Annotated in this window: 18 protein-coding genes and 4 tRNA genes; 15 read left to right on the forward strand and 7 right to left on the reverse strand. The window is 60.2% G+C overall.

Annotated features, from left to right (window positions below):
* Positions 1-3 precede the first annotated feature (3 nt).
* Positions 4-3,474, reverse strand: coding sequence for a hybrid sensor histidine kinase/response regulator (locus ACSPX5_RS03425; protein ID WP_207866234.1), 3,471 nt, complete (start codon positions 3,472-3,474; stop codon positions 4-6).
* A 134-nt stretch (positions 3,475-3,608) separates the two neighbouring features.
* A complete protein-coding gene (locus tag ACSPX5_RS03430; protein WP_323162059.1) occupies positions 3,609-4,151 on the reverse strand; it encodes a TetR/AcrR family transcriptional regulator in 543 nt (180 codons plus the stop codon).
* 91 nt (positions 4,152-4,242) lie between these two features.
* On the opposite strand from ACSPX5_RS03430, the gene ACSPX5_RS03435 reads away from it, so the two are divergent.
* The 4 genes from ACSPX5_RS03435 (at position 4,243) to ACSPX5_RS03450 (ending at position 9,036) form a co-directional block, all read left to right on the forward strand.
* Positions 4,243-5,430, forward strand: coding sequence for an MFS transporter (locus ACSPX5_RS03435; protein WP_169429486.1), 1,188 nt, complete (start codon positions 4,243-4,245; stop codon positions 5,428-5,430).
* Between the two features lie 52 nt (positions 5,431-5,482).
* On the forward strand, positions 5,483-5,794 hold the full coding sequence (locus ACSPX5_RS03440; protein ID WP_439820952.1) for a cupin: 312 nt from the start codon (positions 5,483-5,485) through the stop codon (positions 5,792-5,794).
* Positions 5,795-5,899: 105 nt separating this feature from the next.
* Positions 5,900-7,051, forward strand: coding sequence for a TDT family transporter (locus tag ACSPX5_RS03445; RefSeq protein WP_169429488.1), 1,152 nt, complete (start codon positions 5,900-5,902; stop codon positions 7,049-7,051).
* A gap of 110 nt (positions 7,052-7,161) precedes the next feature.
* On the forward strand, positions 7,162-9,036 hold the full coding sequence (locus ACSPX5_RS03450) for an MFS transporter (protein WP_207866226.1): 1,875 nt from the start codon (positions 7,162-7,164) through the stop codon (positions 9,034-9,036).
* Between the two features lie 42 nt (positions 9,037-9,078).
* On the opposite strand, the gene sugE is transcribed toward ACSPX5_RS03450, so the two are convergent.
* The 3 genes from sugE to rdgC all read right to left on the reverse strand — a co-directional run bounded on the left by sugE (position 9,079) and on the right by rdgC (position 11,472).
* Positions 9,079-9,393, reverse strand: a complete 315-nt coding sequence (gene sugE / locus ACSPX5_RS03455) for a quaternary ammonium compound efflux SMR transporter SugE (RefSeq protein WP_039769847.1) — start codon at positions 9,391-9,393, stop codon at positions 9,079-9,081.
* Between the two features lie 118 nt (positions 9,394-9,511).
* Positions 9,512-10,477, reverse strand: a complete 966-nt coding sequence (locus tag ACSPX5_RS03460) for a bile acid:sodium symporter family protein (protein ID WP_207866224.1) — start codon at positions 10,475-10,477, stop codon at positions 9,512-9,514.
* 74 nt (positions 10,478-10,551) lie between these two features.
* Positions 10,552-11,472, reverse strand: a complete 921-nt coding sequence (rdgC, locus tag ACSPX5_RS03465) for a recombination-associated protein RdgC (RefSeq protein WP_169429491.1) — start codon at positions 11,470-11,472, stop codon at positions 10,552-10,554.
* A 159-nt stretch (positions 11,473-11,631) separates the two neighbouring features.
* Here rdgC and ACSPX5_RS03470 point away from each other — a divergent pair.
* From ACSPX5_RS03470 to ACSPX5_RS03485, 4 genes are all read left to right on the forward strand, one after another.
* A tRNA-Val gene (locus tag ACSPX5_RS03470) sits at positions 11,632-11,707 on the forward strand.
* A 20-nt stretch (positions 11,708-11,727) separates the two neighbouring features.
* Positions 11,728-11,804: transfer RNA gene (locus tag ACSPX5_RS03475), tRNA-Asp, on the forward strand.
* A gap of 190 nt (positions 11,805-11,994) precedes the next feature.
* A tRNA-Val gene (locus ACSPX5_RS03480) sits at positions 11,995-12,070 on the forward strand.
* Between the two features lie 19 nt (positions 12,071-12,089).
* Positions 12,090-12,166, forward strand: a tRNA-Asp gene (locus tag ACSPX5_RS03485).
* A 145-nt stretch (positions 12,167-12,311) separates the two neighbouring features.
* On the opposite strand, the gene ACSPX5_RS03490 is transcribed toward ACSPX5_RS03485, so the two are convergent.
* Together ACSPX5_RS03490 and ACSPX5_RS03495 are read right to left on the reverse strand one after the other, a co-directional pair.
* Positions 12,312-13,448 carry a catalase family protein gene (locus tag ACSPX5_RS03490; RefSeq protein ID WP_323162057.1) on the reverse strand — a complete coding sequence of 379 codons (1,137 nt, stop codon included), beginning with the start codon at positions 13,446-13,448 and terminating at the stop codon, positions 12,312-12,314.
* 26 nt (positions 13,449-13,474) lie between these two features.
* Positions 13,475-15,283 carry a di-heme-cytochrome C peroxidase gene (locus ACSPX5_RS03495; RefSeq protein ID WP_439820953.1) on the reverse strand — a complete coding sequence of 603 codons (1,809 nt, stop codon included), beginning with the start codon at positions 15,281-15,283 and terminating at the stop codon, positions 13,475-13,477.
* Between the two features lie 270 nt (positions 15,284-15,553).
* Between ACSPX5_RS03495 and ACSPX5_RS03500 the strand changes: the two genes are divergently transcribed.
* From ACSPX5_RS03500 to ACSPX5_RS03530, 7 genes are all read left to right on the forward strand, one after another.
* A complete protein-coding gene (locus tag ACSPX5_RS03500; protein WP_169429493.1) occupies positions 15,554-16,270 on the forward strand; it encodes an FKBP-type peptidyl-prolyl cis-trans isomerase in 717 nt (238 codons plus the stop codon).
* A gap of 294 nt (positions 16,271-16,564) precedes the next feature.
* Positions 16,565-17,020 (forward strand): YkvA family protein, encoded by a 456-nt coding sequence (locus tag ACSPX5_RS03505; protein WP_065260414.1) that lies wholly within the window; start codon positions 16,565-16,567, stop codon positions 17,018-17,020.
* 114 nt (positions 17,021-17,134) lie between these two features.
* Positions 17,135-17,476, forward strand: a complete 342-nt coding sequence (locus ACSPX5_RS03510) for a helix-turn-helix domain-containing protein (RefSeq protein ID WP_007950435.1) — start codon at positions 17,135-17,137, stop codon at positions 17,474-17,476.
* The gene (locus tag ACSPX5_RS03515) at positions 17,473-17,844 is read left to right on the forward strand and encodes a hypothetical protein (RefSeq protein WP_003223109.1); all 372 of its coding nucleotides are present in this window, start codon (positions 17,473-17,475) and stop codon (positions 17,842-17,844) included. The genes ACSPX5_RS03510 and ACSPX5_RS03515 overlap by 4 nt, the downstream gene beginning before the upstream one ends.
* A complete protein-coding gene (locus tag ACSPX5_RS03520) occupies positions 17,845-18,252 on the forward strand; it encodes an SEL1-like repeat protein (RefSeq protein ID WP_169429494.1) in 408 nt (135 codons plus the stop codon). It abuts the gene before it with no gap.
* Between the two features lie 225 nt (positions 18,253-18,477).
* A complete protein-coding gene (locus tag ACSPX5_RS03525) occupies positions 18,478-23,244 on the forward strand; it encodes an RHS repeat-associated core domain-containing protein (RefSeq protein ID WP_439820954.1) in 4,767 nt (1,588 codons plus the stop codon).
* A complete protein-coding gene (locus tag ACSPX5_RS03530) occupies positions 23,244-23,594 on the forward strand; it encodes a hypothetical protein (protein WP_439820955.1) in 351 nt (116 codons plus the stop codon). The genes ACSPX5_RS03525 and ACSPX5_RS03530 overlap by 1 nt, the downstream gene beginning before the upstream one ends.
* Positions 23,595-23,600: the final 6 nt, after the last annotated feature.

Below are 23,600 nucleotides of genomic sequence, written 5' to 3' on the forward strand. Positions count from 1 at the left end.
CTTTTAGAGAGGCAAATAGCGGCTCAACAACGCCCGCAACGCCGCCGGTTTCACCGGTTTGGCCAGATAATCCAGCCCGGCCGCGTGCACCAGGGCCACGGTTTCCGGATGTCCGTCGGCGCTGATCACCACCCCGGGCACCGGTTCGCCCAGTCTCGTACGCAACCAGGCCATCAGGTCGGTGCCGGTTTCACCGTGATCGAGGTGGAAGTCCACCAGCGCCAGTTGCGGCCGCACGCCATCGTTGAGCAGCGCCGCACATTCTTCGCGGTTACGCGCCGTCCACACATGACAACCCCAGCGCGTGAGCAGGCTGTTCATGCCGATCAGGATGCTGTCTTCGTTGTCGATGCACAGCACCCGTGCGCCGCTGTGCAGTTTGCCGTTGAGTTCGACCGCAGCGCCCGGCTGCGCGGTTTGCGTCTTTGCCAGCGGCACCCGCACACTGAACACACTGCCGCGCCCCGGCCATGAACGCACGCGCAAGGTGTGCCCGAGCACCCGGCATAAGCCGTCGGCGATCGCCAAGCCCAGGCCCAGGCCTTTTTCGGCGCGGGTCTGATGGCTGTCGAGGCGTTTGAATTCTTCGAAAATCACTTGTTGCTTGTCTTCCGGAATCCCTGGCCCGCGATCCCACACCTCCAGGCAAATCTCGCCCTGTCGCCGGCGTACGCCCAGCAAGACCGGGCCTTTGGCGTAGCGGAAGGCGTTGGTCAGGAAGTTTTGCAGGATCCGTCGCAGCAACTTGATGTCGCTGTCGATGCGCAAATGACTGCCGCGGACCCGGAAGCTCAGGCCCTGTTCCTGCGCGAGCGCCTTGAATTCGGCACCGAGGGTGTCGAACAGCTCATTGACCGCGAACGGCTTGCGATCCGGATTGATCTTGCCGTTCTCCAGACGGGAAATGTCCAGCAGGTCGCTGATCAGGTCTTCGGCCGAGCGCAGCGAGCTGTCGAGATGCTGCACCAGTTTCTGTGCTTCACCGCTCAAGCCGTCCTCTTGGTGGGAGAGGGCGGCGGAGAACAGCCGTGCGGCGTTCAACGGTTGCATCAAGTCGTGGCTGACCGCCGCGAGGAAGCGGGTTTTCGACTGGTTGGCCGCCTCGGCATTGCCCTTGGCCTCAGTCAGCGCGACGTTGAGTTGCGACAGTTCCTGAGTCCGCTCGCTGACCCGTTGTTCCAGCCCTTCGTTAGCCTCGGTCAGTGCCTGTTCGGCTTCGCGGAACGCGGTGATGTCGGTGAAACTCATGACGAAACCGCCGCCGGGCATCGGGTTGCCGATCAGTTCTATCACCCGGCCGTTAGGGAACAGGCGCTCGGAGGTGTGGGCGCGGCCCTGACGCATCCAGTGCAGGCGCCGGGCAACGTGAACCTCTGCCTCGCCGGGGCCGCACAGACCGCGTTCGGCGTTGTAGCGAATGATGTCGGCAATCGGTCGGCCAACGCTGATCAAGCCGTCCGGATAATTGAACAACTCCAGATAACGCCGGTTCCAGGCCACCAGTTTCAGCGACTGGTCGACCACACTGATGCCTTGGGTGATGTTCTCGATGGCGCCTTGCAGTAGGGCGCGGTTGAACTGCAACACTTCCGAGGCTTCGTCGGCGATCCGGACGACATCCTCCAGTTGCATCTCCCGACCTTCAATGGCGGCTTTTACGACAGCCCGTGTCGAAGAAGCACCAAGAACACCCGCCAGCAAGCGCTCGGTGTGTGCGATCCATTCACCGTCGGCGTTCTGATTCGGGTTGAAGCCCTTGCCCTGCCGGTAGGCGAAGCGGATGAAGCTCTGCCGCGCACGTTCTTCACCGACAAAGCGCGCCGCCAGTTGCAGCAAGTCGTCGATCTGTACCGCCAGCATCGAGCGTGCGCTGGGTCGGGCGCTGATTTCCTGGCCGATGAAGCGTCCGGCCTGCCAGTGTTCCGACACCCGGGTGCGCGACAGTACCGAGACCCAGGCGAACAATGTGAAGTTACCCGCCAGCGATAGCACCACGCCTTGGGTCAGCGGGGTGATCGGTAAGTTCAGCGGATTGCTGTGCAGCCAGGCCAGACCGGGGAAAGTGTCCAGCGACCAACCGAGACTGCGCGCAGCGATCGGCAGGATCAGGGTGTAGAACCACAGGAATGTGCCGGCGGCGAGGCCGGCAAACACGCCGCGGCGGTTGGCCTGTTTCCAGTACAACGCGCCGAGCATCGCCGGCGCCAGTTGGGTCACGGCGGCGAACGCGATCTGGCCGATGGTCGCCAGGCTTGCGGTAGAGCCAAGCAGGCGATAGCTGACGTAAGCCAGCAACAGTATGACCACGATGCTGACCCGGCGTACCGAAAGCATCCACTGGCGGAACACTTCGAACGGCCGCTCGGCATTGTTGCGGCGCAACAGCCATGGCAGCAGCATGTCGTTGGACACCATGGTCGACAGCGCCACGCTTGCCACGATCACCATGCCGGTGGCCGCCGAGGCGCCGCCGATAAACGCCAGCATGGCCAGCGCCGGGTGAGCCTGGGCCAATGGCAGGCTGATCACGAAGGAGTCGGGGATGACCGAACTGGGCAGCATCATCTGACCGGCCAGAGCGATCGGGACTACAAACAGCGCAGCCAGTGCGAGGTAGGCCGGGAACACCCATTTGGCCAGGCGCAGATCCTGCGGGTCGATGTTCTCCACCACTGTCACATGGAACTGTCGGGGCAGGCAGATGATCGCCATCATCGCTACGCCGGTCTGTACCACCATCGACGGCCAGTTGATGGTTTCTTTCCAGTATTCCTCAAGGCGCGGGGCGAGCATCGCCTGATTGAACAGGTCGTCGAAGCCGTCATACAGGCCATAAGTGACGAAGGCGCCGACGGCGAGGAAGGCGAACAGCTTGACCAGCGACTCGAATGCAATCGCCAGCACCATGCCCCGGTGGTGTTCGGTGGCGTCGAGGTTGCGCGTACCGAAAACGATGGTGAACAACGCCAGCACCAGTGACACGATCAGTGCCGTGTCCTGGGCGCGGGTGCCCATGGCATCGGCACCGGCGCCGATCAGCAGGTTCACGCCCAGGACGATGCCCTTGAGCTGCAAGGCGATGTAAGGCAGGACGCCCACCAGACAAATCAGCGCCACGACCACCGCCAGCGATTGGGATTTGCCGTAACGGGCGGCGATGAAGTCGGCGATGGAGGTGATGTTCTCCTGCTTGCTGATCATCACCATTTTTTGCAGAACCCACGGCGCACCCAGCAACAGCAGGATCGGCCCGAGGTAAATCGGCAGGAATGACCATAGCTGTTCGGCGGCCTGACCGACCGCGCCAAAGAACGTCCAGCTGGTGCAGTAGACCGCCAGCGACAGGCTGTACACCCAGGCACGCATCCGCGGCGGCAACGGTGCGCTGCGGCGGTCGCCGTAGAAGGCGATGGCGAACATGATGGCCATATAGGCCAGGGCGACGGCGGCGATCAGCCCGGTGGACAACGACATGGAACACTCCCGACAGAAAACGACCGGACTTGCGCCCGGTCAGACAGTCTCGCACGGGCGCGGCAGTTAGTCAGTGTCGACCAAGGTCGTGGCGTGGCGGGGTGTCGCAGGAACAGAGCCGGGCAGTTCTGTGGTCAGTCCGGTTTGAGCGCGATGTCGATCAAACGGTGCAGTTCTTCGACTTCCAGCGGCGCTGCCGAAAACAGAATGCGGAACACCACCGGGGACACCACCAGATTAATCAGCCGATCCACGCTCGGCGCCGTTTCCTCGGGGTGGCGTCCAATGATGGTCTGCAATTGCGCGCCGATGATCGTTACGCAATAACCCGGGGTCGCACTCGCCTGCACGTCGCGCATCATGTTGCGCCCGGGCTCCGAACTCATTTCGTCGAGATATTGTTCAGCCCAGGCACGGATATCGCCGCGCAGGCTGCCGGTTTGCGCCGGCTCGCTGTCGGGGCGCATGCGGGCGAGGGCGACGTCGGCCAGCAAGGCGGCCAGATCGCCCCAGCGCCGGTAAATCGTCGACGGCGTCACCCCGGCGCGCGCCGCGATTTGCGGGACGGTCACCGTTGAGCGCTCCTGTTCTTGCAGAAGCGCGCGGACTGCCGAGTGAATCGACTCCTGCACCCGGGCACTGCGACCGCCCGGGCGTAAACCTTCTTTAATAGCCATGCGGCAGACCTTAACACAAAGAATTTGCTTTAAGCGCAAGCCGAGAGCACACTCCGCAAAAGCAAAAAATTAGCTTTTGCGGAGTGTGCCCATGACCAGCCTTGCTTCCAACCGTTCCAGCCTGTGGTTTCTGGCGATCACCTTACTGAGTTTTCTCGCCGCTTCCACTGCGCCGACGCCGTTGTATCACCTGTATCAGGATCAGCTGCATTTTTCGGCAGCGGTGCTGACCCTGATTTTCGGCGTCTACGCCCTCAGTTTGCTGGCCGCGTTGCTGACGGTCGGCTCGCTATCGGATCACCTGGGACGCAAACCGGTGATCTTCACCGCCGTGACGCTCAATGCGCTGGCGATGCTGCTGTTTATCTACGCCGACAGCGTGGGCTGGCTGATCGGCGCGCGAGTGCTGCAAGGTTTCGCCACCGGGATGGCCACCGCCGTGTTGAGCGCGACGCTGCTGGACACTGATCGCCAGCAAGGGCCGTTGATCAACAGCGTTGCTCCGTTGCTCGGCATGGCATTGGGCGGCATGGGCTGCGGCTTGCTGGCCGAGTTCGCCCCGGCGCCGTTGCAATTGACCTATTGGTTGCTGCTCGCGCTGTTTGTGTTGCAGGGCATTTATGTCTGGCGCGTGCCGGAAAGTGTTTCTCGTCAGGCCGGGGCATGGGCCTCGTTGCGGCCGACCCTGCATGTGCCGGTTCAGGCGCGCTCGACGCTGTGGCGAGTGTTGCCGCTGAACACCGCGACCTGGGCGCTCGGCGGTTTTTATGCCTCGCTCGCGCCGTCGCTGGTGCGCACGGCCACCGGTTCCACCTCCAACCTGATCGGCGGCGCGACCGTGGCGGCGCTGACCGTGACCGGTGCGTTGATGATCTTCACGTTGCGCAATCGTCCTGCCTCCCGCGCGCTGCAACTCGGGGCGAGCCTGCTGCCGGCCGGTATCGTGCTGATTCTGTTGGGCGTGCACAGCGCCAGTCTGTCGCTGTTCTTCTTCGGCACGCTGGTGGCCGGTTGTGGCTTTGGCTCCGGTTTTCTCGGTGCGGTGCGCAGCCTGGTGCCGCTGGCATTGCCCCACGAGCGTGCTGGTTTGATGTCGGCGTTTTATGTACTGAGTTACCTGGCGTTCTGCCTGCCGGCGTTGCTGGCCGGGCACTTCACCCACAGTGTGGGCCTGCTGGCCACCACCGATGTGTACGGCGCGGTGCTGATTGTGCTGGCGGTCGGAGCGCTGCTGATGAGTTTCCGCGCGCAAGCGGCAAAGACCTGCAGCGCGCCATAAGCCTGCGGATTCGGTTAGCCTTGGCCAGCCCATTCTTCTCACGGATCGACGCATGAAGATTATCCGCAGCAAGACCTTCACCGCCGAGCGCGCCTGGGGGGCGCTCGACATCGCCAACATGAACGGCATCACCACGCGTCTGCACTGGACTGATCAGCCCTACAAATGGCACGTCAATGAAGGCGAAGAAGTGTTCGTGGTGCTCGACGGTCAAGTGCTCATGCACTATCGCGAAGAAGGCGAGGAGAAGCAGGCCTTGCTCGACGTTGGCGATATTTTCTACGCGTCCATCGGCACCGAACACGTCGCTCATCCTCAGGGCGCGGCGCGGATTCTGGTGATTGAGACGGAAGGCACTGTCTGACTGCATATCTACGAAACAGATAACAGTTAGAGAAATTACCCGTTATATAGATATTCGATTCGGTTCTACCATGAGCTCAACCTCACCCGAGGACAGGAGTTCATGATGATTTGCCCCAATAGCGCCAAACCCGGCATCAAGCCATTCAGCCAGCTTCAGCATCCGCGTGAGGTGATCCGCCAATTCACCCCGAACTGGTTCGCCGCCACCATGGGCACCGGCGTACTGGCGTTGGCGCTGGCGCAATTGCCCGTCTCCATTCCCGGTCTGCACGCCGTGGCCGAAGGGCTGTGGCTATTCAACATTCTGTTGTTCGTGCTGTTTACCGCTGCCTACGCCGCCCGCTGGATTCTGTTCTTCGACGAAGCGCGGCGGATCTTCGGACATTCCACGGTTTCGATGTTCTTCGGCACCATTCCCATGGGCCTGGCGACCATCATCAACGGCTTTCTGTTGTTCGGTCTGCCGCGCTGGGGAGAGGCCGTCATTCATCTGGCCGAAGTGCTGTGGTGGCTGGACGTTGCGATGTCGCTGGCCTGCGGTGTGCTGATTCCCTACATGATGTTTACCCGTCAGGAGCACAGCATCGATCAGATGACCGCCGTCTGGCTGCTGCCGGTGGTGGCCGCAGAAGTGGCGGCGGCCAGCGGTGGACTGCTGGCGCCGCACCTGGCCGACGCGCACTCGCAACTGGTGGTGCTGACGACCAGCTACGTGCTCTGGGCTTTTTCCTTGCCGGTAGCGTTCAGCATTCTGACCATCCTGCTGCTGCGCATGGCGCTGCACAAATTGCCCCACGAAAACATGGCCGCTTCGAGCTGGCTGGCCCTGGGGCCGATCGGCACCGGCGCTCTGGGCATGTTGCTGCTGGGCGGCGACGCCCCGGCGATCTTCGCGGCCAATGGTCTGCCAGGCATCGGCGAAATCGCTTCCGGCCTGGGGCTGGTCGCCGGGATCACGCTGTGGGGCTTCGGCCTGTGGTGGATGCTGATGGCGCTGCTGATCACCGTGCGTTACCTGCGTGATGGCATCCCGTTCAACCTTGGCTGGTGGGGTTTCACCTTCCCGTTGGGTGTTTATTCGCTGGCAACCCTGAAACTGGGCAGCACGTTGCACCTGACGTTCTTCAGTGTGGCCGGTTGTGTACTGGTGACGTTGCTGGCGGTGATGTGGCTGATCGTCGGTAAACGCACGCTGCAAGGTGCGTGGCGCGGCGAGCTGTTTGTTTCACCGTGCATTGCAGGTTTGAAGAAATAACCTGCAAAGATTAGGTAATGTGTGGCCTGGATCGCGGTTCGAGATTCTTATAAGCGTAGCCAGGCCACTCGCTACCTTCTCTTTCCAAAAACAACAGGGTCACACGGAAGATGAGTCACCCCTCACAGTTCAACCTGCTGCGCACCCGGCGCTTCCTGCCGTTCTTCATCACCCAGTCGCTGGGCGCGTTCAACGACAACGTGTTCAAGCAGTCGCTGATCCTCGCCATTCTGTATCGGCTGACCATCGAGGGTGACCGCTCGATCTGGGTCAACCTGTGTGCGCTGCTGTTTATTCTGCCGTTCTTCCTGTTTTCGGCATTGGCCGGACAGTTCGGGGAAAAATTCGCCAAGGATGCGTTGATCCGTCTGATCAAACTGGCAGAAATCGCCATCATGGCGGTGGGATCCGTCGGCTTCCTGTTCGATCACCTGTCGCTGATGCTGGTGGCACTGTTCGCCATGGGCACCCACTCGGCGCTGTTCGGGCCGGTGAAGTATTCGATCCTGCCGCAAGCTTTGCGGGAAGACGAATTGGTCGGTGGCAACGGACTGGTGGAAATGGGCACGTTCCTGGCGATCCTGGCCGGGACCATTGGCGCCGGGGTCATCATGTCTTCGTCGCAGTATGCGCCGCTGGTGTCGACCGCGATTGTCGGCATCGCCGTACTCGGTTACCTCGCCAGCCGCAGCATTCCCCGGGCGGCGGCCGCTTCGCCGGAAATGCGCCTGAACTGGAACATTTTCAGCCAGTCCTGGGCCACGCTGAAGCTCGGGTTAGGCCAGACGCCGGCGGTGTCACGCTCGATTGTCGGCAACTCGTGGTTCTGGTTCGTCGGGGCGATTTATCTGACACAGATCCCGGCTTACGCCAAGGAATGGATGCACGGCGACGAAACCGTGGTCACCCTGATTCTGACGGTGTTTTCGGTCGGTATCGCGCTGGGTTCGATGCTGTGCGAAAAGCTTTCCGGGCGCAAAGTCGAGATCGGCCTGGTGCCGTTTGGCTCGTTCGGCCTGACCGTTTTCGGGCTGTTGCTGTGGTGGCATTCCGGTGGAATTCCGGAGAGCGCGCTCGGCCATAGCTGGACTGAAGTGCTGAGTTTCGGCCATGCCTGGGCGGTGCTGATCGATGTGCTGGGCCTCGGGATCTTCGGCGGTTTCTACATCGTGCCGCTGTACGCATTGATCCAGTCGCGCACCGCCGAGAACGAGCGGGCGCGGGTGATTGCCGCCAACAACATTCTTAACGCGCTGTTCATGGTGATTTCGGCGATTGTCACCATCGTGTTGTTGAGCGTGGTCAAACTGTCGATTCCACAGCTGTTCCTGGTGGTGTCGCTGCTCAACATCGGCGTCAACGCCTACATCTTCAAGATCGTCCCCGAGTTCAGCATGCGTTTCATGATCTGGCTGCTCAGCCACTCCATGTACCGCGTCGAGCATCGCAACCTTGAGGCGATTCCCGATGAGGGCGCGGCGTTGCTGGTGTGCAACCACGTGTCGTTCGTTGATGCCTTGCTGATCGGCGGCGCGGTACGTCGGCCGATTCGCTTTGTCATGTACTACAAGATCTACAACCTGCCGGTACTGAATTTTATCTTCCGTACGGCGGGGACCATTCCTATCGCCGGACGCCAGGAAGACATCCAAATCTACGAAAAGGCCTTCACCCTGATTGCCCAGTATCTGAAGGAAGGGGAGCTTGTGTGCATCTTTCCGGAAGGCAAGTTGACCGCTGATGGCGAGATCAACGAATTCAAGGGCGGGCTGACGCGGATTCTCGAAGAGACGCCGGTGCCGGTGATTCCGCTGGCGTTGCAGGGGTTGTGGGGGAGTTTCTTCAGCCGCGATCCCGATAAGGGGTTGTTTCGCCGGTTATGGTCGCGGGTGACGCTGGTGGCGGGTTCGCCGGTGGCGGTTGAAGCGGCGCAGCCTGCCGAGTTACAGGCGCTGGTCGGGGCGTTGCGCGGGACTGTCAGGTAGTCGCTTATAAAGCCGCCATCCTTGACGGATGGCGGCAACGGCTCAGGCGCTGACCTTGAGCCCGATCAACCCGGTGACGATCAGCGCGACGCTGGCCAGCCGAATCAATGCCATCGACTCACCGAACAGAATGATCCCGGCAATCACCGTGCCCACGGCACCGACGCCCGTCCAGATCGCGTAAGCCGTGCCCAGCGGCAATTCCTTCATTGCCAGGCCCAGCAAGCCCAAGCTGACTGCCATGGCGGCAACGGTGAGAACGGTCGGCAGCGGACGGGTGAAGCCATCGGTGTATTTGAGGCCGACGGCCCAGCCGACTTCGAACAGGCCGGCAAAAAACAGAATGATCCAGGACATGAAAGACCTCCATCGATTGACGGGGCCGTCCCCAGATTGAAAACTCGATTGAGCCGCAGGGTCGTCCCTGCGTGGCGCACATACTACCTAAAAATGTGCGCCGCGCCTTGATACGGGATCAGTCGGCCGCCTGTTGCGCCAACGTTTCACGGTCTTCTTTTTCGCTCATCCGTCGGAAGTACGTCGAAAGCAGCGCCCCGGAAATGTTGTGCCACACACTGAACAACGCGCTCGGCACCGCCGCCAGCGGCGAGAAGTGCGCACTGGCCAGCGCAGCACCCAACCCCGAGTTCTGCATGCCGACTTCCAGTGCCAGGGATTTGCGCTGCGGCAGCGGCAGGCCGAACAGGCGTCCGGTGAAATAACCCAGCAAATAGCCGAAGCTGTTGTGCAACATCACCACGGCCATGATCAGCAGGCCGGATTCGGCGATTTTCGCCTGGCTGGCGGCAACCACGGCGGCAACGATGATCACGATGCTGATCACCGACACCAGCGGCAGTACGTCCACCGCGTGGCGTACTTTGTCCCCAAGCAAACGTTGCGCGACCACGCCGAGGACGATCGGCAGCAGCACCACTTGCAGGATCGACCAGAACAACTCCATGAACGAGACCGGCAACCACGCCGAGGCCAGCAGCCAGATCAGCGCCGGTGTCAGCAGCGGGGCGAGGAGGGTGGTGACGGCGGCGATGGCCACCGACAGCGCCAGGTCGCCACGGGCCAGCCAGGTCATGACGTTCGATGAAGTGCCGCTCGGGCAGCAGCCGACCAGAATCACCCCGACGGCGATTTCCGGTGGCAGGTGAAAAACCTGGCAAAGCAGCCATGCCATCCCCGGCATGATCACGAAATGTGCAACCACGCCCAGCGCCACGCGCCAAGGATGACGCGCGACGGCGGCGAAGTCGTCGAGTTTGAGGGTCAGGCCCATGCCGAACATCACCAGCCCGAGCAACGGCACGATCGCGCCTTTGAGGCCGAGGAACCAGGCCGGTTGCAGGAAAGCGATCACCGCGAAAATCAGAACCCAGTAAGCGAAGGTATTGCCGACAAAACGACTCAGTGCAGCCAGTGCGCGCATGGCCTGTTCCTTATTATGTGAAAACGCCACCGAAGCGGTGGCGTTTGAAGATAACCCAAAGACTGCGCAGAGGCTTAGATGCCCTGCGGAGTCTCTTCGCCGCCCAGTGCTTCAACCAGCGCCGGCAGGAAGTCGCCGAACGTCAGCATCATCAGGGTGAAGCTGGCGTCCAGTTGGCCGAGGGCTTCGTCGCCGCCGTCCTGTTCCGCCTGATCCTGCAACAGGTCTTCGAATTTCAGGCGTTTGACGGTCATCTTGTCGTCGAGCATGAACGACAGTTTGTCCTGCCAGGCCAGCGACAGTTGAGTCACAACCTTGCCGGTGCTCAGGTGCAGCTGGATTTCTTCGCTGGTCAGGTCCTGACGCTTGCAACGCACGATGCCGCCGTCTTCGTGGGTGTCACGCAGTTCGCATTCGTCCAGAACGAAGAAGTCCGGAGCGGCCTGCTGGGTGGTGACCCATTCGGTCATTACGGCAGTCGGTGCGGTTTTCACGGTCAGCGGGCGAACCGGCAAGGTGCCGATCACTTCACGCAGGGTGGAGAGCAGGTCTTCGGCGCGTTTCGGGCTGGCCGAGTTGACCAGGATCAGACCCTGTTTCGGCGCGATGGCGGCGAAGGTCGACGAGCGGCGGATGAAGGCGCGCGGCAGGAACGCCTGGATGATTTCATCCTTGATCTGATCGCGTTCCTTCTTATAGACCTTGCGCATCTGCTCGGCTTCGATCTCTTCGACCTTTTCCTTTACGGCATCGCGTACGACGCTGCCCGGCAGAATGCGTTCTTCTTTACGGGCGGCGATCAGCAGGAAGTCACCGCTGACATGCACCAGTGGCGCATCTTCGCCTTTGCCGAACGGCGCGACGAAACCGTAGGTGGTCAACTCCTGGCTTGCACATGGACGCGCCAGTTTGGTGGCCAGTGCAGTTTCCAGCGCCTCGGCATCGACAGGCAGGTCTTGGGTCAGGCGATAGATAAGCAGGTTTTTGAACCACATGGGGTGAGTCTCTCCTTTATACAAAGGGGGGCATTATTGTCTTCGCCGGGTCATAGGCCAACCCTTCTCTAAGCCTTTGGAAGGGCTAAGAAAATTAATTAAAAAAGTGCTTGCCAGAGGTTGGGTCGCTCCGTAGAATGCGCGCCACACCGAAGCGAAGGGTGATTAGCTCAGCTGGGAGAGCGTCTGCCTTACAAGCAGAATGTCGGCGGTTCGATCCCGTCATCACCCACCATTCGTTTCAAAGTGTTTAGCGCAGCGGTAGTTCAGTCGGTTAGAATACCGGCCTGTCACGCCGGGGGTCGCGGGTTCGAGTCCCGTCCGCTGCGCCATATTCGGTAACCTGGAACACTGAACGCCAGGTCACCACGGAAAAACCCGCCAAGGCGGGTTTTTTTCTGCCTCGAGTTGTACATGCGGGATGTGTCGTTTCACCGGTTTTCGGATTTATTTGAAAAAAACTTCAATTAAATCAACACATTACGAAAATCTGTGGCATAATGCGCCCCGTAACGAAGCGAAGGGTGATTAGCTCAGCTGGGAGAGCGTCTGCCTTACAAGCAGAATGTCGGCGGTTCGATCCCGTCATCACCCACCATTCGTTTCAAGCGTTTCGCGCAGCGGTAGTTCAGTCGGTTAGAATACCGGCCTGTCACGCCGGGGGTCGCGGGTTCGAGTCCCGTCCGCTGCGCCATATTCGATAACCTGGAACACTGAACGCCAGGTCATCACAGAAAGCCCGCCCAGTGCGGGCTTTTTGCTGTCCGGAATTTGGCTTTTGCCGGGCCTGACCACCAGAAAGCGACCTTTGACGGTCGCTTTTTTCGTTTCTGGCGCTGCTATTGCGCCGAGTTGCGACTGTGCCGGTAATCACTCACCGCTTCATACACCGCCTTGCGCAAGCGGTTGATCCCGCCAATCGGGCGATGGGCTTCGATGCCGAACCAGGGATTGAACGACAGGTTGTCGCATTGCAGGTTCAAGGCCGGGGTATCGAAGTCCTGCGGGGGCAGGGTGATTTTGGCTACGGTCTGGAATGGACTGTCCTGTTCGCGCCATTCGATGCTGGTGTCTTCGATCGGCATGAACCGATTGGCGTCCTGGCGCTGGATCTGCAACACAAAACACGCAGGCACCCGATCCGTGGACAGTTGTTGATTCAGCGCACTGCGCAAAAAGTTCGGCAGATCCTGGTTTTGCTTCGGCAGTGTGTAGGCCGGGCAGTTGTCCGGATCCGGCATCACCCGAAACTTCGCATTGGCCTCGCCGAACTTGTAGGGCGAAACCGAAAAGTAGGTCGTACGTGTCGGGCTCTCTGGCGGCGGAGAAAGCGTTGCCAGCGCAATGAACAAATGCCTGACCTGCCAGGTTCTCGGGTCCCAGCCTGGAAAAAACGCCATGACCTTCTTGCCGTCAGCCTGCGCCGCCACATTCTGACGATACTCGGCGACATCGCTGACAAAGAAGTTCGGGTGACTGAACATCACGAAATCCTGCTCGTGCAGACCCTGACGGTCGCCCAGCAACTGTTTGCCGGGCACATCGAGCAGTTTGATCGCCATGCCCCGGGCATCGCGGATGCTATCGAACTGTGGGTAGGCGTTGCCGTTGGACAGGCGCATCGTTGCCTGCCATATCTTGCCCGGCTCGCTGAAAACACCTCGGCGCAGGTCCTGAGTCAGATCCGGCAGCACTTGCACGTCGGCCTTCACGCAACCGTGGGCCTTGGCATGGGCGTCGCGCAGAAAACGCGTGCTTTCCCGGTGCTGATCGACAATTCGCACGGCAGTCTGGATCACGTCTTGCGTCATCGCTGCTTCTCCGTCCGGAATCTGCTCCAGTGCCGATACCGGCCCCCGGTGCTGCCAGGCGAACCAGGCGGTTGCCAAAGCCCAGCCGATCAGGCCGATCACCAGCAAAAGCAGCAGGGTTTTGCCCAGCAACCGTCCCAGCCACAACCAAAAACGTGACAGCATCGATGGCTTCTTGAACGAATTGAAGATCATGGCAGTTGCGCCTCCAGCGGTCCGCCCAGCACTTTCAAATATTCCAGCAGCGCCCAGCGCTCCTCCGGCTGTAACAGCCGCCCGATAACCCCGTTACCGCGCTCGCCGGCGCGGAATTCGTGCCCGCTGTTGTGGTTGCCGGTAATGCGGGTGTCGAACAGGAACGCGTTGGTAAAGGCTTCGGTGCGGTAGCCCAGATGCCGAGGGTCGTATTCCAGAGTGCCTTTATAGAAAGTCGTGGAGCGTTCATCTTGCGGCGACAGCAGTTGATACAGGCTCGGCACCGAGCCGTTGTGCAGGAAGGGCGGGGTGGCCCACACGCCAGCGAGCGGGCGAGCCTTATAGGCGACTTTCTCGCGTACGCCGATGGGCAGACCGAAACCGTCGAGTTTTGGTTTTTCCTCCGCTGTGACGCCCGCTTCACGATAAGCACGGTTTTCAACGAATGCCGTCACGTAAGCCAAGCCCTTGGCCACGGATAACTGGCTGAGGTCCAGCGGCTCCTTGGGCGCGGGATGCAGTTTCACGTCCATCTGCTCAAGTTCTGCCGGATTCCATTGCAGGGCTGTCAGGTCGAAACGGTGGTTGGCGATGTTGTTGGCCGCGTTCGGATCGGTGCCGATGACGTCGACGGGCAACATGGGCAGATGCTTGACCCAGCGTTCGCCTTCTTGCGTCGCCCGTGGGACGTGGCAGCCAGCACAGTTTTCGGCAAACAGGGCGCGTCCCTTGGCTGCCAGTGGTTTGTCGACCTTTCCAAACAGTTCTTCCGGCCATTCGGGTGGCTGAAGTTTTTGCAGGGTTTCTTCGATCTTGTGCAGATCGCGCACGCGCACGCTCGATGCATAACGTTCATCGCCCTGCAGCGGCTGGCCATTGGAATCGAAGAAATTCAGGGTTGCGCCAACCCCCAGTGCCTCGCCGATATTGCGTGCCATCGGCTGTTGCGCCGAGCCGTTCCACTGCACCCAGTCGAACGTCCACATGTCCCACAGTTGCGGGTAATCCACGGGAGCGTTGGCCACGCGGTAATTGATCGGGGAAATCGCGTCGCCGAAGGTCGCATTGGCGATGCGACCGAATGCATCGGTGCGTCCCGGGCCTTCCTCGGTGGGATAGAGACCACGGTGAGTGTCGTTCCATGCCACTTTGAGGAAGGTGTTCAGCGATCCTTTGAAGTCTTTGCGCAGTTGTTCGTGGCGCGCGTCGTATTCTTCGCCGAGAACGGTGCGGGCGAACCGTTCGAATTTCCAAGGGTTGTAGTAAGTGGAGGCCAGACTGGCGACCAATGCCTGTCCGAAACTGCCGCCACGCAATGTAGGAACGCTGGAAGGCAGCACATGCTGAGCCGAGCCGCCGTCGATGCGCAGGGCCTGACCGTTGAGATGCAGTTCACCGGTGTGGCAGGCCGCGCAGGTGATGTCCAGATATTGCTCGGAGCTGCCGGGATTCTGATGCCGGGTGAATCCCACCGGGAGATTCCCCGGGTTACTTGGCGTGGCTTTCTGCTGCGGATCGACCAGAAAACCGAAGCGTGCAAGGTATTCCGGCGAGGCGAAACGTTGCGGCGAAAACGGCAGCTCCAGTGCCTGGAACCACTCATAACGCAGGCCTTTTACCTGAGTGCCTTGCGGCGTGAAATAGTAGGTCTGGCGCTCTTCGTCGGTCCACTGGTTCAGGTAATGCAGCTGTTTTGCAGGCGCGGGGAAGGGCAATCTCGGATTGGCGACATAGTAGAGAACCACCGCCAGGACCAGTCCCAGCAGTACCACGATCAGCGTCAGCACACGGAATAAGAGGCGCAAGATGAACATCCTTGTCGAGTTGTTGCGCTGTTATGCCTCAGCCGAGTGCTGTGCGGCAAGTGGCCATTACGCCAAGTGTTGTGGGAAGGGGCGTCGGTCACTGTCAGGGCAAGATGACAGAAGCTTCACCCTGCCTTTGCTCAAATGCTTTTTAATCCCTGAACTTATCGGAAGATTCCTGCTCTCATGCCGGTAGCCATTGGTCGTGGCGGCCTGATAAGCTCGCGGCTTTACTCGATTGCCCTTTCGGCGCATGAACAAGGAAATAGCATGAAACAGCATCGGTTGGCGGCGGCGGTAGCCCTGGTTAGCCTGGTACTCGCGGGTTGTGATTCGCAGACCAGCGTGGAGCTGAAAACCCCGGCGCAAAAAGCTTCCTACGGCATCGGCCTGAACATGGGCAAGAGCCTTGCTCAGGAAGGCATGGATGATCTGGACTCCAAAGCGGTAGCCCAGGGCATCGAAGATGCCGTCGGCAAGAAAGAACAGAAGCTGAAAGATGAAGAACTGGTTGAAGCTTTCGCTGCGCTGCAAAAGCGCGCCGAAGAGCGTATGGCCAAGATGAGCGAAGAGTCGGCAGCCGCCGGCAAGAAATTCCTCGAAGAAAACGGCAAGAAGGCCGGCGTGACCACCACCGCTTCCGGTCTGCAGTACGAAGTGATCAAGAAAGCCGACGGCCCACAGCCTAAGCCTACCGATGTCGTGACCGTTCACTACACCGGCAAGCTGACCAACGGCACCGTATTCGACAGCTCCGTCGAGCGCGGCAGCCCGATCGATCTGCCGGTCAGCGGTGTGATCCCGGGTTGGGTCGAAGGCCTGCAACTGATGCACGTTGGCGAGAAGTACAAGCTGTACATCCCTAGCGATCTGGCTTACGGCGCACAATCGCCAAGCCCGGCAATCCCGGCCAACTCGGTTCTGGTCTTCGACCTGGAACTGCTGGGTATCAAGGATCCAGCCAAGGAAGACGCCGCAGCCAAGTAATTGGCCTCGGTTTCGATAACAACGCCTCGCTAATGCGGGGCGTTGTTGCATCTGGTCGACGCCCGGCGTAAACAGAGCGAACCGACAGGCGTCATGACAGTCCTAGACTTTGTGGCTGGCCGCACTAGACGCCCTGAGCCGCCAAGTCAATGAAATATTGGGGTTTTTTATGTGAGTAAAAAACGCCCGATCTGAGCGCGGCCCTTATGAACCGGGGCTCTCAGCGTTGAAATGCAGCTCTGTTCACAAGGTTATCCACAATTTGTGTGGATAACATTTCAACGGGAGAAATAGATGAAAGCTCCGTGGAATTTCGCCCGATTCCTGCCATTGGCCGGACGACTCCTGGCCCGTGGCCGTTTGCCGACGCTGTTGTTTGCCGTGGCCAGCAAAGGCGCCGCTCAAGGCAATCGTCTGGGCAAGTTGAAGGATGACCTGCGTCTGCTTCAAGCACTGTGCCTGGCGTACTGGCGGGGTGAGTATCGCGCGATCAGTCCCAAGGCCATCGTTTCGGTCGTTGCGGGCCTGATGTACTTCCTCAGTCCGGTGGATGCGATCCCGGATTTCATTCCCGTTTTCGGCATGCTTGATGACATCGCCGTCCTTGCCTGGCTAATGAAAACCCTCGACGACGAACTCAGTGCATTCCGTTTGTGGCGCCAACGGCAGGCACCGGAAAAGCTCAGGGTTGTCGAGCGTCTGCCCGATACGCCCGAACAACTTCAGCTTCAGGGGCCGAAAAAGTCCTGAATCGCGACAGCCTCTTATACAGATAGATACCCCCCACGACCTTGGCCGCTGTTAGGATTACACTTCTAGGGAAAAGTGCCGACTCGCTAAGTGTTGTTGTCCTACGGGGTAGTCATGGATATTCAGATAATTGCACGCGATGGCGAGCCCGAGTATGCGGTTCTGCCATGGGCTCAGTATCAGGCTCTACTGAAAGCAGCAGGCATTAACGAAGCACCGTCGCAACCGGCTCCAGCGCCGCTTGCGGCCACACCGGACCCGATTCTTCCAGGTCTGGATCAGTTACGCAGTTTGCGCGAAGGGAAGGGCATCGCCATCGAGGCGCTCGCCCGCACGGTAGGCATCAGCCCGTCTTACCTGGCCATGATCGAAAGCGGAGAGCGTCTGCCCGACGCTGCAATTCGCCGCAGCCTGGCCTGGGAGTTGACGGTGCCAGGGTGGAGGGAACAATCGTGAGCGTACGCATCAGTCGTCAACATTGGGACGGATTGCTGGGGGAGCTGGACCAGGCGCGCAGGCAGCGCCATCTTCTGACCTATCGAGCCTTGCTCGAGCGTCTGCAATTGCCCACGCCGGCGATGCAGACATTGACCGCTGCACTGGAGCATCTCGCCGCTCTGGACGCGAAAGCAGAACAACCGTTGCGCAGTTCGCTGGTGATCAGCCAGGGCGCCAGTCGCCTGCCACGCACCGGTTTCTTTGAATGTGTCGAGCGTCTTGGGCGCTTTTCCGGGCCGTCCGATGGTGTTGCCGCTGCTTCATGGCATGCCTCGGAAGTGGTGCGGGTCTTTGAGTACGAATACCCGGAATCGGCGGAGGCCTGAGTGTTTTTACGACTCAAGGCGCGGGTCAGTTACTGGCTCGCCCGCAGGCTCTTTCACTGGTCTTGGTTTGTCCGTCAGCCCCGAGGCTGGCGCTGGCTCGAAGGGCAGTTTGCGCGCATGGCCAACCTGGGCGATGTCGGCGCGCAAAGTTTTTACGGGCACATCCTGACGTTTCGCGGCGTGGGCCTGGGTGCGCGTGAAGAAGGTGTGCGGTTGTTGCGACTGGCGGCGCTGGCCGGTGATGGCAAGGCGGCGTATCAAGTAGGTGTCATCAGTCTTGCAGGTACGCCGAGCAAAGCGCCAGATCCTTCGGAGGCCGCTCGTTGGTGGACCATGGCCGCGCAGGCCGGGCATCCGCTGGCCGAGCTCAAGTTGAAAGAACTGGTCGGCCGGGACGCTTCTCGATAAACAAATCCGGTGTTCCGTGAACGGGGCGTGAGGGAAACCTCCCGCCCCGTTCTTGCGTCAGCTATTCGATAAAGATCAGTTACAGACTTCTCCTACATCCCTCGCCTACTCGCCTGACTTCTTTTCTGATTGATCCCCCGCAAAGTCCTTCGCCTGATTTTTGCGCGAGGGAACGCACATGCTCGACCCGGTTTTTCATTTCGTCATGCGCATGGGAATGCGTTGATGGAGGCCGTCGCCCGCATCGAGCAAGAGCTCGACAGCTTTCCCCGCACCCTCGATCTCTATCGCGACCAGCTCAGGCACTGGTTCAGCCGCTCGGCAGACAGCGTCAGTCATGCAGCCGATCTGCCGTCGCTGATGGGGATGGAGCGGATCATCCGTTTCGGCGAACACGGCACGGCGGTCGCCATTGACGACAACCGTTTCTCTTCGGCTGTCGTGCAATGCCCGGCAACCGGGCGAATGGAGATCGAGAGCAAGTTCGAGTCGGTGTACGACATTCCGTTGGGCGACATCGTTGTTGATGTCGTGGCGGTGGATGGCGGCCAGGTCAAGTCCGTCACGCTCGATGCTCAGGGCAACGGTTTGTTTACCGGTGAGGCAGGCAAGTTCTACCGGGTAGTGGTGCACGGCGAGGCCAGCGAGAAGCAGGTTGATGCGCTGTTCGAGTCCTACGATGGTCTGACCCGACAGCTGGATAGCTGGCTGCGCAGCGAGTGGCAGGGCTTCAGGCCGCAGTGGTCGCAGTCGGTGGCGACGGCGGCGGGCAACGGCATGCTGGCCGGGAGCTGGGCGGCGATCGAGGGGGCGTGGGACAGCATCGGGTTGCTGTCGGAGATTCTCAAGGATCCTCTCGAGTTTGCTGGGCGCTTGGGAGATGGCGCGACGACGTTGGCCGAATTCGCAGTGGCGATGCCGGAAAAGATGGAGCAGCTCCAACTGCTCGTCAGTGACGAGGCCGCGCTGTGTCTGTTGTTACGCACGGCCAGTTTGTGGCTCGAAATGCTGCCACCCAGCGAAGTCGCCGGGAAAACTGCCGAGGCGGTTTCGATGGTGGTGGTGCAACTGCTGATCGATGTGTTGATCGGTGTTGTGCTGACCTTTGTCGGCGCCGGGGCGGGGATTGCGTATCTGACCTTGCGTTTGGTGGATCGTGGCGCTCAGTTGCTGTCGGCTGTGACACGTCTGATGAAGGCGATGTTCGGCATCGTCAGCACCTTCATCGGCTATGTGAACCAGTACAAATCCGTCGCCGCACGGGGCATCGCCGCCGGGGTGAAAAAGGGGCGCATGCAATTGCGCTGGGATGCCCGGCGCAATGCCTCCCTGAAAAAAGACGAGCCCCACGACGACACGCCGGATCAGGCTAAAAACCCCAACGGTGACAGCGCCGATTGTGCGCCGCGGACCTGCACCAACGGCTGTCCGGTGTCGATGGTCACCGGTGAGGAATTGCTGACGCTGACCGACGGCGTGCTCGACGGGCTGTTGCCGTTCGAGTTCAGCCGCTTGTATCGCACCAGTGCAGCCGAGATCGATGTCGGGCTGGGGTTTGGCTGGAGTCATTCGCTGGCGCATCGGCTGGAGGTCGATGGTGCTTCGGTGGTCTGGGTTGACCATGAGAACCGGCGCACGCGGTTTCCATTGCCGAGCGTCGAGCGGCCGGCGATTCACAACAGTTTGTCGCGGGCGGCGATTTTTCTCGGGGACGAGCCGGAGGAACTGATCGTCGCGCTGGCGGGGGACGCGGCGCGGTTTTATCACTTTCGGGCTGGACGTCTCACCGCTGTCAGCGATGCCTATGCGAATCGTCTGACGGTGCATCGGGATCATTCCGACCGGATTCAGCGCCTGGATAACGGGGCCGGTCGTTCGCTGCTGCTGCGTTACGAGCGGGCGCATCTGGTCGCCGTCGATTATCAGGTTTTTTGTGAGTCGGCCTGGCGCACCGAGCAGACGCTGGTCAGCTACCGCTTTGATGCCCGTCATCGGTTGATCGACGCGACCAACGCCGTCGGCGAGAGCGAGCGTTACGACTACGACGACCAGCACGTCATTCTGCAACGGCAATTGAGCGGCGGCGCGAGCTTCTTCTGGGAGTGGGAACGTGCCGGCAAGGCGGCGCGTTGCGTGCGGCACTGGGCGTCGTTTTCGCAGATGGACACGCGTTACGTCTGGGATGACGCCGGCAGCGTCACGGTGCATTACGTCGATGGGACTGAAGAGACTTACGTCCACGACGACACGGCGCGGCTGGTGCGTCAGGTCACCGCCGACGGGGGCGAGCAGCTCAAGGCCTACGATGCTCAGGGCCGGCTGATCGCCGAGCAGGATGCGCTGGGCGCGGTCACCGAATACCGCTACGACGACGTCGGACGGCTGATCGCGCTGATTCCGCCGGACGATGCGCCGACGTCCTACGAGTACCGCCACGGTTTCCTGCACAGCCGTTCGCGTGGCGATGCGGTGTGGACGTACCGGCGCAACGCCCAGGGCGACGTCACCGAAGCGGTCGATCCCGACGGCCATGTCACCCATTACTACTACGACCCGCAGGGGCGGTTGCTGTCGATCCGTTATCCGGATTCGGGTCGGCATGTGTTCGTGTGGAATGACCTTGGGCAACTGGTCGAGGAAAGTCTGCCGGACGGTGGCGTGCGCCGGTTTTCCTACGATGCGCTGGGACGGCGGATTACTGCGCAGGACGAACATGGCGCGATCACCCGCCATGCCTGGGACGCCGTCGGCCGGCTGATCCAGACCACGATGCCGACCGGTGCCACCCGTGCCTGGTCCTACAGCGCCTACGGTCAGGTCACCGCCGAACGCGATGAACTGGGGCGCATCACCCGTTACGAATATGACGACGACCTGCATTTGGTCAGCCGGCGGATCAACCCCGACGGCACGCGGATTCAATACCGCTACGACCATGCGCAGCTGTTGCTCACGGAAATCGAGAACGAGTCGGGCGAAAAGTACCGGCTGGACTACACGCCGACCGGACTGATCCGACAGGAAACCGGCTTCGATGGCCGGCGCACCGCCTACGCCTACGACCGCAACGGTCATCTGCTGGAAAAGACCGAGTTCGGCGACGACGGCTCGACGCTGGTCACCACTTACCAACGCGACAGCGCCGGGCGCCTGCTGCTCAAGACCCTGCCGGACGGGGTCGAGGTCAGCTACCGCTATGACCGTTTGGGCCGTTTGGTCGGCGTGGATGACGGCCAGGATCACCCGCTGGCCTTCGAGTACGACCTGCAGGACCGCCTGGTGCGTGAGCATCAGGGCTGGGGCACCTTGCGTTACACCTACGACGCCTGCGGCCAGCTCACTCGCCTGCGTCTGCCGGACAACAGCAAGCTCGATTATCACTACGCCAAGGGCGGCGCGCTGACCGCGATCGACCTCAACGGCGCCTTGCTCACCCGCCACACCTACCAGAACGGCCGCGAGCAGCAGCGCCAGCAAGGCCTGCTGCTCAGCGAATACTCCTACGACGAACAGGGCCGCTTAAGCGCCCACGCTGTCGGCCATCAACGCAGCGCGCTGTACCGCCGCGATTTTGCCTACAGCGCCAACGGCAACCTCGAACACATCGCCGACACCCGCCACGGCCAGCGCAGCTACCAGTACGACGCCCTCAACCGCTTGATCCGCGTACGCCACACCCGCGACGACCTGCCGGAAAACTTCGCCCACGACCCGGCCGGCAACCTGCTGATGCAGGACCGGCCGGGCCCGACCAGCATCAAAGGCAATCGCCTGCTGATGCAGGGCGACCGCCACTATGACTACGACGCCTTCGGCAACCTGATCCGCGAACGCCGCGGCCGCGCGCAGCAACTCGTCACTGCATACCGCTACGACAGCCAGCACCGCCTGATCGGCCTGACCCGCCCTGACGGCACCACCGCCACCTACCAATACGACGCCTTCGGCCGGCGCATCCGCAAGACCGTCGACGGCCAGACCACCGAGTTTTTCTGGCAAGGCGACCACCTGATCGCCGAAAGCAGCAAGGAACAGCACCGCAGCTTCATCTACGAACCCGGCACCTTTCGTCCGCTGGCGATGCTCGACGGCAAAGGCCCGAAACGCGCCTGCCCGTTCTACTACCAGCTCGACCACCTCGGCACCCCGCAGGAGTTGACCGACTACAGCGGCGACATCGTCTGGTCAGCCAAATACAGCGCCTACGGCAAAGTCACCTCGCTGGAACTGGCAACCGAGGATTACCTGAACCAGCCGCTGCGCTTTCAGGGGCAGTACTTCGATGACGAAAGCGGGCTGCATTACAACCGGCACCGGTATTACGACCCGGACGTGGGGCGGTACCTGACGCCGGATCCGGTGAAGCTGGCCGGAGGACTCAATCAGTATCAGTACGTGCCGAATCCGACGGGGTGGGTGGATCCGTTGGGGTTGAGCTCCAATTGTCCGCCGCCGAAAAAACCGTGTCGACCAGTGAAACATGGGACAACTGGCTCAGTCGTTAATGAAGGGGAGCCACCACTACCGAAGATGACCGCGCAAGAACGACGGTCGCGGATTGATGAGCTGGCAGAGGAGAATGCTTATCGGCGCTTATATGAAATGGAAAATGCAGATAATGGAGAGCATTTTTTGGAAAAGCATGGTGCTCAAACTACATTGGGATCTCAACTTGAAAGGTTGAATTCAGGCAGGAATCCTACCACGGGTGAAATAGAGAGATACGTTGGTGGTAGTAAGGATGGGGAACCAAAAATTCCGTCTGCAGCAACACATTTTTTGAGTCATAGGGATCAGTTAAATGCGATCTATAGAGCGCAATTGATTTTTAAGTATACGAATTTACAATTTTCCAAGAGGCCTATTGATATGGGTAAGATTATTGGTGAGGGGTATAAGGGAGGAAGTCTTGAATATGGTAGGCAATCTAGGGCTGTGGTGATTCTTACGCCGCAGCAGCGTGTCAGGACAGCTTATGCGGAGTTTGATTGATGAGGAAGTTGTATGAAATTGTAGATATTAAAAATTTGCTTTTTGTTTTTGATATAGAAAATACGACGAATGATGCTAGAGAGCGATTGATAGTTTCAAAGGATGTGAATAACCGGTTAGAGCTTGCTGAGCTGTTTGACGATTTGTTGCGCGCTGAGTTTTTTGAGTACACAACAAATGAGCAGGATTCATTAGTTGAAACTATTAGTTATTTCTTAAAAGAAGGCGACGATTTTGAGCAAGTTTTTGGAAGGATGACAACTTACTTTGATACTGAGGTCGAAGACAGGAAACAATTTATGACCGTGCTTCTAGAATGTCTTTCAAGGTATCGTCGTGAGGTTCTATGATGTTTT

This window comes from Pseudomonas sp. HLG18 (genome assembly GCF_051903985.1).
GTDB lineage: Bacteria > Pseudomonadota > Gammaproteobacteria > Pseudomonadales > Pseudomonadaceae > Aquipseudomonas > Aquipseudomonas fluorescens_BT.

Coding starts and splice junctions, on each gene's coding strand:
- ACSPX5_RS03490 (WP_323162057.1), bottom strand. CDS start 13,448: ATGCTGTCACGTTTTTGGTTGTGGCTGGGACGGTTGCTGGGCAAAACC.
- ACSPX5_RS03505 (WP_065260414.1), top strand. CDS start 16,565: ATGAAAGCTCCGTGGAATTTCGCCCGATTCCTGCCATTGGCCGGACGA.
- ACSPX5_RS03525 (WP_439820954.1), top strand. CDS start 18,478: ATGGAGGCCGTCGCCCGCATCGAGCAAGAGCTCGACAGCTTTCCCCGC.
- ACSPX5_RS03510 (WP_007950435.1), top strand. CDS start 17,135: ATGGATATTCAGATAATTGCACGCGATGGCGAGCCCGAGTATGCGGTT.
- ACSPX5_RS03425 (WP_207866234.1), bottom strand. CDS start 3,474: ATGTCGTTGTCCACCGGGCTGATCGCCGCCGTCGCCCTGGCCTATATG.
- ACSPX5_RS03435 (WP_169429486.1), top strand. CDS start 4,243: ATGACCAGCCTTGCTTCCAACCGTTCCAGCCTGTGGTTTCTGGCGATC.
- ACSPX5_RS03460 (WP_207866224.1), bottom strand. CDS start 10,477: ATGCGCGCACTGGCTGCACTGAGTCGTTTTGTCGGCAATACCTTCGCT.
- ACSPX5_RS03450 (WP_207866226.1), top strand. CDS start 7,162: ATGAGTCACCCCTCACAGTTCAACCTGCTGCGCACCCGGCGCTTCCTG.
- rdgC (WP_169429491.1), bottom strand. CDS start 11,472: ATGTGGTTCAAAAACCTGCTTATCTATCGCCTGACCCAAGACCTGCCT.
- ACSPX5_RS03430 (WP_323162059.1), bottom strand. CDS start 4,151: ATGGCTATTAAAGAAGGTTTACGCCCGGGCGGTCGCAGTGCCCGGGTG.
- ACSPX5_RS03440 (WP_439820952.1), top strand. CDS start 5,483: ATGAAGATTATCCGCAGCAAGACCTTCACCGCCGAGCGCGCCTGGGGG.
- sugE (WP_039769847.1), bottom strand. CDS start 9,393: ATGTCCTGGATCATTCTGTTTTTTGCCGGCCTGTTCGAAGTCGGCTGG.
- ACSPX5_RS03530 (WP_439820955.1), top strand. CDS start 23,244: ATGAGGAAGTTGTATGAAATTGTAGATATTAAAAATTTGCTTTTTGTT.
- ACSPX5_RS03445 (WP_169429488.1), top strand. CDS start 5,900: ATGATTTGCCCCAATAGCGCCAAACCCGGCATCAAGCCATTCAGCCAG.
- ACSPX5_RS03500 (WP_169429493.1), top strand. CDS start 15,554: ATGAAACAGCATCGGTTGGCGGCGGCGGTAGCCCTGGTTAGCCTGGTA.